Genomic DNA, 6,405 nt, shown 5'->3' on the forward strand with positions numbered 1-6,405 from the left:
CGGGATCACAGCCACGGCAGGCGGCTGTAGGCTCCATAACCGGGCTGGTCCGGCTGCGGCCAGCGGAGCGAGCCGCGGGCCAAGACCTCCCGCACCTGGGCGAGCATGGACTCGGGGGCATGCACCACGTCGTCATAGAAGAAACGCAGGACGGGCAGCCCGCGGACTGTTGCCGAATTGTCCCGCCGCCGGTCCTTCTTGAACTGACGCGGCTCCAGGTGGAACGCGATTCCGTCTAGCTCAACAATCAGGAAGCCCTCCAGCAGGAAGTCCACCATGCCTATCCCGTCGAGCCACACCTGAGTTTCCGTCGCGATCCCGGCATCCCTGAACAACACGCGGGCAAGGGTCTCCAACAACGAGTCTGCGCCTCGCTCCACGCGGGCCAGGACGTCGCGGGCCTTCCCGCACCGATTACCTGCAAGGTGCCGGCGCAGGAATGAAGGTTCGATGTCTCCCCGGTTGTATGCGCATTCCACCATCACCAGCGCTTCCAGCGGCGGCAGGCACAGCAGCCCGTGGAGCAGGACATCCGGAAGCGCGGCAAGGGTTCCGTGGAATGCGGGCTGGGTAAGCGCCAGCCGATGGCTGATGCAACGTGCCGTGGCCCTGCCGTTGCTGTGCCAATAGTGTGGCTGGACGGCAGGACGCAGCTGCCAGAGCGCGAATCTCGGAGCGGCCGAGGCGCACGTGAGCAGGCCCCGTGACCGCCCGGCGGCCACGAGTTCCGGATCGGCTCCGGTAACGGCCAGCAGCCCCCGCTCCACCCTGACCACGTCGCCGTGCCGGATGGCGCGGCGGATGCCCGCCTCGGAGGAGCCTCTGGCCAGCACGTCCCGGGTGAGCAGCACGCCGCCGGCTGAGGTGATGATGTCCGCTGGATCCATGGGCCCACAATGCCTGTAGCCGGGACACCCGGACAGGCCAGACACCGGCTATGTGGACAAGCCCGGCGCGGGATCAATGCGCAACTGGCCCGGCTTTGACGCCGTTCTCCACGCCAATGGCCCGGTTCTCAGCCAGTGGGGGCGGAAAACCGGGCCATTCCAGCGGGTCACAGGCGGCAGCCCTTCGCTAGTGGCGGGGGATTAGTCCATGCCGCGGAGGTCCAGCACCAGCTCGGTGTCGCCGTCGGCCTGCAGCACCACCGGGATGCCCCAGTCCTGCTGGTACAGGTGGCACGCCGCGTGGTCGGGGATCTCCCCGTCCTCGGTTTCGGGGCCGTCGCAGGCTGCGGCGCGGGCCGTAATGTGCAGCACGCCCTCGGGAACGTCGGAGGCCAGCTCCAGCGTGCGAAGCAGACCCACGGAGGTTCCGCCGCCGGACACTAGCAACTCCGGCGGGGTGGAGGAGATCTTCAGCTGCGTGGGATCGCCCCAGCGGTCGTCCAGCTTCTGGCCCGTGGGCGCCGTGAAGCGGACGGTCAGCTCCAGGGGTCCCGCGGCCACGGGGCTCTTGGGCCGGTGCGTCTGCACCGCTCCCTCGTCCACCTGCTGCGCCTCCTTGGGGATGGGCACGTAGACCAACTGGTGCTTGTTGGCCTCGACCACCACCAGCAGCGGTTCCTTACCTGCAACCTGCGTGTGGTCCACAATCACGTCGGAGGGCTCGGACAGGCCCCGCGCTAGGGTGGACACGGTCTTTGTGGCGGGGTCGTAGCGGCGAACCGCACCGTTGTAGGTGTCTGCGATAGCCACGGAACCGTCCGGCAGCACAGTGACCCCGAGCGGGTGCTGCAGGCGCGCCCCGGAGGCCTCGCCGTCGCGGAAGCCGAAGTCGAAAAGCCCCTTGCCCACGGCGGATTCAACGGTGACGGTTCCGTCGTCGTCGATCACAAGCTTGCGGACGGCGGATGTCTCCGAGTCCGCCACCCAAATGTTGCCATCCGCATCTTCGGCAAGGCCGGACGGCTGCGCGAACCATGCCTCGTGGGCGGGTCCGTCCAGCAGCCCTTCCAGGCCGTTGCCGGCGATGATCGACACGGCTCCGGTCAGCGGATCGAAGCTGAAGATCTGGTGCACGCCGGCCATGGCAACCACCACGGCGTTGAGCTTGGCGGACCACACAACGTCCCAGGGCGAGCTGAGGGAAACCTCCAGCGGGTGCTCGCTGAGGCGGCCGGTAAAGCCGGCGGCGTCCTCGTCCACGCGGGCCGGTCCGGTCTCCAGCAGGCGCTGCACGCCGCTGCCGACGAGTGTGGTGACGGTTCCGTCCGTGAGGGACAGTCCACGGAGGCGGTGGTTGACGGAGTCGGCAATCACGACGTCGTAGCCCGTCTTGGCGGCCACGTCTTCCGGCAGGAGGACCAGGCCCTGGGGCTCGTTGAACTCTGCGGTGGGCTTCACGGAGTCGACGTCGGCTCCGGGGCCGTCGGCGTAGCCCCTGGTCCCGGTGCCGAACGTGCCGAGCACCGTGTGGAAGCCGGTGTCGAGCTCCACGAGGCGGTGGTGGCCCGTGTCCGTGACCAGCCAGGTGCCGGCATCCGAACCGGCGGCAGCACCGCCGTCGGGCTTTCCGGCAGCGGAACCGCGTCCGGCCGGCAGGTAGAGGGCCTTCCCCGGGAAGCGCAGCGTGCCCGACGTCGGTTCCGGTGCCACGTAGGGGCCGTGGCCGCGGTGCAGGGTGCCCTTCGCCTCGTGTTCGGCAATCAGTTCGGGGATGAGCACGGCGAGGCCGTCCGCGTGGCCTTCGCCGGAAAGGTGCGCCACGATGTAGCCCTCGGGGTCGATGACCACCAGGGTGGGCCACGCGCGGGCCGTGTAGGCCTTCCAGGTTTCCAGCTCGGGATCGTCCAGGACCGGGTGGTGGATCTCGTAGCGTTCCACGGCAGCGGCGAGGGCCACGGGATCGGCCTCGTGCTCAAACTTCGGTGAGTGCACGCCGACTGTGACCAGGACGTCGGAGTACTTCTCTTCGAGCGGGCGCAGCTCGTCCAGCACGTGGAGGCAGTTGATGCAGCAGAAGGTCCAGAAGTCGAGCAGGACGATCTTGCCGCGCAGGGCGTGGAGGTCCAAGGTCTTGCCGCCGGTGTTCAGCCAGTTGCGGCCCACCAGTTCGGAGGCGCGGACCCGGTGGTGGGTGCGTACGGTTTCGCTCATCAGCGTCCTTCCAGCTTTGAGTCGCGTTCAGCCAGCTTGGCGTCACGTTCAGCCAATTTGGCAAACATATCGTTGTAAGCGGTGAGATCGGCGTCGTTATTCCTGTCCGCGGCCCGGTCGGTGCGGCGGGTCTCGCGTTCATCGGACCTGGACCACATGATGGCGACGCCGATTGCCACCAGCAGCGTTGGGATTTCGCCGATCCCCCAGGCCACGGCTCCGCCCATTTGCTGGTCCAGGAGCGCGGACGGGCCCCAGTCCCGGCCGAGGTTGCCGAAGTAGTCGGCGGCGAGCAGGTTGGTGCCGCCCATGATGGCCACGCCGAAGAACGCGTGGAAGCCCATGGTGGCCAGCAGCAGCACGAGCCGCAGCGGGAACGGAGCCCGGCGCGGCAGCGGGTCGGTGCCGATCATGCTGAGCACGAAGATGTACCCGGTCAGCGCGAAGTGCAGGTTCATCAGCTCGTGGCCCACATGCTCGCGCATCGCAAAGCCGAAGGCATCGGAGTAGTAGAACAGCACGATCGAACCGGCGAAGTTGGCCGCGGCGAACAGCGGGTGCGTGACCAGTTGGGAGAACTTCGAGTGCACAAAGAGCAGCAGCCACTCACGGAGTCCGCGGGAGCCGTCGGTCCTGGCCGGCAGGGCGCGCAGGGCGAGCGTCACGGGGGCGCCGAGAACCAGGAAGATCGGCGCCACCATGGTCAGTGCCATGTGGTCCACCATGTGCGCTGAGAACAGCACGCGCCCATAGACCGACGGCGGCCCGGAGGTTATGTACATCAGCACCACCAGCCCGATCACCCAGTTGATGGACCTGAACCACGGCCACTTGTCCCCGCGGGCACGGACCTTGGCCACACCGAGGAAGTAGGACACGAGGCCAAAGAGGGCGACGGCGATCCATAGCCAGTCCGGGCGCCACTCGGAGACCCAGCGCTCTGGCGTCAGTTCCGGGGGCAGCTCGTAGCCGGACAGGATGAAGGCCGGAGAGGCGTCCGGAGCGTAAGAGGTCGGCTCGGGCGGCGCAGAGCGGCCCAGAGCCACTGCAATTCCGGACGTGGCCCCCATGATGAGCAGCTCCATGAGAATCAGCTGCCACAGCACCCGGCGCGAGGACATGGCCGCGCCCTTGCGTCCCAGCTGCGGAATGATCCACTGCCGGTGCATGAAGCCGATGCCGCCGAGCACCACCGTGGCCGCAGACTTCGCCAGGATCAGCTGGCCATAGGGCGAACCGAAGAGGTCGGCCCAGCTGGTCACCCGGACGCTGGCATTGATCACGCCTGAAGCGAAGACCAGTACAAACGCGAACCCTGCAAGCGAGGAGAAACGCCGGAGCGTGGGCTCGGTGATGTCTGCGGGGCCGCCGGGCAGGGAGACCCGAGGGGCCTGCGACGGGTTTCGTGTGCCGGCCAGGTTCGGCGTGCCGGCCAGGATGCCGGAGAGCAGTGCGAGCATGATGATGCCGCCAACCCAGGCGCTGACGCCTACCAGGTGCAGGCCGAGCGAGTTGATGGCGCCCTCGTGGTCATCCGAGCTTGAGGAGTGGCCGATCAGCGCAGTGGGAACCAGTCCGATCAGCGCCAGCACCAGAGTTAACGCCAGGCCTGTCAGGGAGCGCACGCCGAACAGGGCGGTGGTCACGACGGCGGCGATGATCGTGACGGCAAGCCAGGCCCGGCCTGTTTCAATGTCGGTCATGAAGTAGACCAGGGCCCGGGTGAATTCGGCGTCCCCGGAAATACCCTGCCCTGCCACGTCCGCGTAGGTCAGCACCAGCACAGCAATCGCTGACAGCGTCCAGGCCACGCCGGCGGCCGCAGCTACGGCAAGGGCGCGGGTAAAGGCCGGGTGCTCGGGAGCGTCATGGTCCCTGGTCCGCGAGCCGCCAAGCTTCCACGGCAGGATGCCCGCGGCGAAGATGAGCCCGCCAATCACCGTGGCCAGCGAGATGTTGTGGATTGCCTTGCTGACAGGGAGGCCCCAGCGCACCATGGCTCCGGGGTCGGACACCTCGCGGGCCGCCGCGGCACCGGAGAACAGCAACGCCGCTGCCAGCCCTAGGAAGAGCGCAGCAAGGCCGGCCAACTGCCAGGGCCGCGGAATGCCGACGGCGGCGTCAGCCTGGCTCTGCGTTCCCGGATCGGGCGCAGGCTGTGGAATACGGGATTTTGCTGCTGAGGGCACTTATCCATTGTCCGCTACCGCTGCCCGCGCGGCGAATCGGAGCTTAAAAGCAGGCGGAGCGGCAACCGTGTCGTTGCCGCTCCGCGGGAGCTGTCGGTGCAGACTACTTCTTGTTGGAGACAGCAGCCTTCAGCTTCGAGCCAGCGGTCAGCTTGACGCTGTGGCCAGCTGCGATCTGGATGGTCTCGCCGGTCTGCGGGTTGCGGCCAGTGCGGGCTGCGCGGTCGGTGCGCTCAACTGCGAGCCAGCCCGGGATGGTGATCTTCTCGCCGGAGGCGACGGAAGATTCGAAAACCTCGAACAGTGCATCGAGCACGGAGTTGACGGCTGCCTGGCTGGTGCCGGCCTTGCCTGCTACCTCTGCAACAAGTTCACTACGGTTCTTAGCCATTTATGTCCTCCTGGACGCTTTGGATTTCTGGAGCCTGCACACGGCATGCGTACAAGCCACTGTTCGAAAACTTACCAGCTTGCACCCGTGAGGGGGACAAATTCCGCGTGTTTCCGCGACTTTTTGACCTAAATCACCGGAATTTCGCGGGTTTTCCACCGAATTCCGCCCACAGCGGACGATGTTAAGGCCTCGCTGCGTTGAGGTCCTCGCGGCGTTGGGGCCCTCGCGGCGTTGGGGCCTGACTGCGGCGGCACGACGGCGGCCGGCCCGGCGGAACCCTCTCTCACCTTCCGCGCCTCCCACGGCGGCGCTCTCTCACTTCCTGCCGGATAATCRCGGACGCTCTCTCACTTCCTGCGGTTAAATCGCGGACGCTCTCTCACTTCCCGCGGGTGACGACGGCGCGTGGTGTGCCTGCGTGTGCCCGGCCGGCGNCGGACGCTCTCTCACTTCCTGCGGTTAAATCGCGGACGCTCTCTCACTTCCCGCGGGTGACGACGGCGCGTGGTGTGCCTGCGTGTGCCCGGCCGGCGTCGGTGTGGTGAAAGAGCGATGCCCGGAAAGGTGCGGGTAGTGAGAGCGTCCCGCRRAAAGGGTGCGGGTGGTGAGAGGGCGTTTGGGGGTTAAATGCGGGAGAGCCCCAACCGTGTGGTTGGGGCTCTCGACCGTTTAATGGTTGTCCGGCGGTGACCTACTCTCCCACACCCTCCCGGGTGCAGTACCA

Annotated in this window: 4 protein-coding genes; all 4 read right to left on the reverse strand. The window is 67.1% G+C overall.

Annotated features, from left to right (window positions below; translation table 11 throughout):
• Positions 1 to 5: 5 nt before the first annotated feature.
• The 4 genes from ASG92_RS05550 to ASG92_RS05565 all read right to left on the reverse strand — a co-directional run bounded on the left by ASG92_RS05550 (position 6) and on the right by ASG92_RS05565 (position 5,678).
• Positions 6 to 887, reverse strand: coding sequence for a type IV toxin-antitoxin system AbiEi family antitoxin domain-containing protein (locus tag ASG92_RS05550; protein ID WP_056625592.1), 882 nt, complete (start codon positions 885 to 887; stop codon positions 6 to 8).
• 201 nt (positions 888 to 1,088) lie between these two features.
• Positions 1,089 to 3,098, reverse strand: coding sequence for an NHL domain-containing thioredoxin family protein (locus ASG92_RS05555; protein ID WP_056625595.1), 2,010 nt, complete (start codon positions 3,096 to 3,098; stop codon positions 1,089 to 1,091).
• Positions 3,098 to 5,287 (reverse strand): cytochrome c oxidase assembly protein, encoded by a 2,190-nt coding sequence (locus ASG92_RS05560; protein WP_056625598.1) that lies wholly within the window; start codon positions 5,285 to 5,287, stop codon positions 3,098 to 3,100. Before ASG92_RS05560 ends, ASG92_RS05555 begins: the two co-directional genes overlap by 1 nt.
• Positions 5,288 to 5,390: 103 nt before the next feature.
• Entirely contained in the window at positions 5,391 to 5,678 is a 288-nt protein-coding gene (locus ASG92_RS05565) for an HU family DNA-binding protein (protein ID WP_056625601.1), read from the reverse strand.
• Between the last annotated feature and the right edge of the window lie 727 nt (positions 5,679 to 6,405).

This window comes from Arthrobacter sp. Soil736 (assembly GCF_001428005.1).
In the GTDB taxonomy this organism is placed as follows: domain Bacteria; phylum Actinomycetota; class Actinomycetes; order Actinomycetales; family Micrococcaceae; genus Arthrobacter.